Source organism: Vibrio sp. OPT41 (assembly GCF_015163595.1).
Taxonomy (GTDB): domain Bacteria; phylum Pseudomonadota; class Gammaproteobacteria; order Enterobacterales; family Vibrionaceae; genus Vibrio; species Vibrio alginolyticus.
In genome coordinates this window covers 1-234 of sequence record NZ_JADDYH010000073.1, presented here as the reverse complement: position 1 = coordinate 234, position 234 = coordinate 1, and the positions used below count along the sequence as shown (strand labels likewise).

General features: G+C 50.4%; 1 rRNA gene. It reads left to right on the top strand.

Going from position 1 to position 234, the window contains the following annotated elements:
• A 23S ribosomal RNA gene (locus IQP38_RS23880) occupies positions 1–233 on the top strand; the annotation flags it as partial.
• Position 234 lies beyond the last annotated feature (1 nt).

Genomic DNA, 234 nt, shown 5'->3' with positions numbered 1-234 from the left:
TCGATGGGAAACGGGTTAATATTCCCGTACTTCTTACAATTGCGATGGGGGGACGGAGAAGGCTAGGTGGGCCTGGCGACGGTTGTCCAGGTTCAAGTACGTAGGCTGAAGAGTTAGGTAAATCCGGCTCTTTCTAAGGCTGAGACACGACGTCGAGCTACTACGGTAGTGAAGTCATTGATGCCATGCTTCCAGGAAAAGCCTCTAAGCTTCAGATTGTAAGGAATCGTACCC